Origin of the sequence: Stieleria sp., from assembly GCF_041595215.1 — a bacterium.
Classification (GTDB): Bacteria; Planctomycetota; Planctomycetia; order Pirellulales; family Pirellulaceae; genus Stieleria; species Stieleria magnilauensis.
The window spans coordinates 1-3,148 of record NZ_JBFHKV010001010.1 but is presented as its reverse complement, the minus strand read 5'-3'; the positions used below and the strand labels follow the sequence as shown (position 1 = coordinate 3,148).

Here is a 3,148-nt window from a genome sequence, read left to right as displayed (position 1 = left end):
ATGGAACGGGCACGCTGGACGTGATCAATACGGACTTCACGCGTACCAACACCGGCAACTTTCAAGACGACATTCGCATCGACGTCGCCGCCGGTGGAAAATTCAAGGCAACGGACTCGCAATTCGACTGGGATTCCATCCGATTGAGCGATGGCAGTGTGATCAGCAACGGTGCCACGCCTTGGGTCCTGCGGAACGAGTTCACCCAGCCGATCTCGGTGCTCTATCAACACCTGCAAGATGCCTCACGACTTGCGGACAACCTGCGTTTTGAAGACATCAACATCCTGGCCGGCTCACTGCCGACCGGGGAAACGCTGGACCTGAATCTGATCGGCACGGCGACGACAATTGACCTGCGCTACGTGTTCCCGAGCGGATTCGAGATCCAATCCAACGCGATGCTGTCGGTCAATCAGGGCGTCTCGGTGTTGTTGAAAGAAGACCAACAGATTTCGGTTGATGGCACGTTGAAGTTTGACAACGCGGCTTCGATGGTCGCCGAAGACGGTTACAGCGGTCAATTCGCCGGGATTTCGGTCAATGGAACGGGCACGCTGGACGTGATCAATACGGACTTCACGCGTACCAACACCGGCAACTTTCAAGACGACATTCGCATCGACGTCGCCGCCGGTGGAAAATTCAAAGCAACAGACTCACACTTCGACTGGGATTCGATCCGATTGAGCGATGGCAGTGTGATCAGCAACGGAGTTACGCCTTGGGTCCTGCGGAACGAGTTCACGCAGCCGATCTCGGTGCCCTATCCACACCTGCAAGATCCGTCTCGACTTGCAGACAACCTGCGTTTTGAAGACATCAACATCCTTGCCGGCTCACTGCCGACCGGGGAAACACTGGACCTGAATCCGATTGGCACGGCCACGACGGTTGATCTGCGCTATGTATTCCCGAGCGGGTTCACGATCCAAGAGGAGGCGTTACTGTCGATCAATGATGATGTGAGTACGTTGCTGAAGGAAAACCAGCAGTTCAATGTTGACGGCACCTTGCGATTCGACAACGCCGCGTCCCTGGTACTTGAAGATGGATACGGCGGGCAAACCTCGGGCATTTCGGTCAGCGCGACAGGCACGTTGGACGTGTTCAAGACCGATTTCACCCGCATCAGCACAGGCAACCTCCAAGACATCGCTCGGATCTTTGTCCGTGGGAACTTCTTCGCCGAGAAGTCGCTTTTTGCCTGGGACAAGATCGAGATCGATCCGGCAGCGAGCGTCGTGTTTGACCGCAATGAGTTCTACACTCCGCTGCAAATCGACAGTTCGGCCCGGACAGACATTCGCATCAATGACTTCAGCAATCTGGCTTCCAACAATACCGGCATCGTGCTGGTCGGCGATTCGAATGCGGAAGTCGATTTGCGCTACAATTTCTGGGGCACGACGACTCCGGCACAAATTGACCTCAAGATCCTGGACAAGGTCGATAATCCCAGCCGCCCGCTGGCTGTGTACATGCCGCCGTTGCCCGCGCCGCGAGCCGGTTTCGGTGAAGTCACCGGGACCAAGTTCAACGACTTGAACAACAACGGACAACGCGACGCCGGCGAACCGGGACTCGGGGGTGTCCGGATCTACGTCGACGTGGACCGTGACGGACAGTACGACGTCGGTGAGCCCTTTGCCATCTCATCGGCGGACAACCCCTCGACGAGCGACGTGGATGAAACCGGCCGGTACACGATCATCGACCTGATCGAAGGAAGTCATGTCATTCGCGAAGTCGTGCCGACGGGATTCCAACAGACCTTTCCGATCGCGGTGGCGGTCTCGAGCACGATTGAATTTGATGCGACGGGGCCGGAGTCGGGGATCACGCTTCCCGGTGTGACCGATTTCAGTTTTGCCGGGGCGCACTTCGCCGGCGGAACCGTCCTCAACACGGGCATGCCGGCATTCAACGCGTCGGGGCTGTTCGCTTACGAAATCAACGACACGGAGGGGAACGTGGAGTTCAACCGCCCGATCGATTCGACGCGGTTCTTCTTCGTTCATGCCGGCCCCACCCCTGCGACGGCGACGGCCTACGGTGTGGACGGGACCGTGTTGGGGCAGGTCACCAGTCGGCTGGCGACGGTCAACGCCGATCCGGCGAACTTTGCCACACTCGATCCGGCCGATCCGATTTCGCGAATCGTGTTTAGCGGTGGTGTGGTGGACCAATTCACATTCACCAGCACTGCGAACGATCAGTCGCATCTGGTGCATCTTGGCGAAGACGAGGTGGTTGGCACCATCGATTTTGGCAATCACCAAGCAACGCCGACGCTGGTGGTCACGCACTTCATGGCCAACCACAACGGCTTTGTCGCGCACTTCAATCGCTCGCTCGATGACACCGACTTGAACTTGTACGACGACTTTTCCCAATCCCTCGGGCCGGCGGATGTCGTCGTGCAAGGTGCCGCAACGGGAATCGTGAGTGGATCACTGGTCGTCGATGAATCCGGGCGCAGCGTGACCTTTATCCGCACCGGTGGCCCCTTGGAACCGGACCACTACACCGTCACCTTGCGCAGTGCAACCGACGGATTCAAAGACGACCAGGGCGAACGGCTCGACGGCAACGAAGACGGAACTGCGGGAGACGATTTCATTCGCGGCTTTGTGATCGCGACGCCGGCGGTCGATGACGTGACCATCGCCATCCCCGAATTCGCCCGTGGAGCCGGCCAGACGGTCAACCTGCCCGGCAACGCCGACTCCGGAATTCCTGTGACGCTGAGCACCGGGCACGATGTATCCAGCGTCGACTTTGAACTGGCATTTGATCCCAACCTGTTGACGCTGAGTGGGTTTTCCACCGACATCTCCGGCGCGGCTGCGGCGTTCCATCTGGTCAACCCCGGACTGGCACGCGTCACCGTCAGCAGTCCGAACGAGTTTGCGGCCGTGGAGGGTGTGATGGAACTCGGACGATTCGCCGCATCGGTTCCCGCCTCCGCACCCTACACCGCCAAACAGGTCTTGGACCTGCGGACCGTCGAAGTCCGCGATAGTGCCCCGTTGCCTGCGCTGCGACCGACTCGTGACGATGATGGATTGCACATCGCGGCTTATGCCGGCGATCACAACGCCAGCGGTTCGTACACCGGTGGCGACGTCACCCTGCTTCAGCGCGT

General features: G+C 58.9%; 1 pseudogene. It reads left to right on the top strand.

Features of this window, described 5'->3' with window-relative positions:
* A pseudogene (locus ABX749_RS27410) lies at positions 1–3,148 on the top strand (hypothetical protein); the annotation flags it as partial.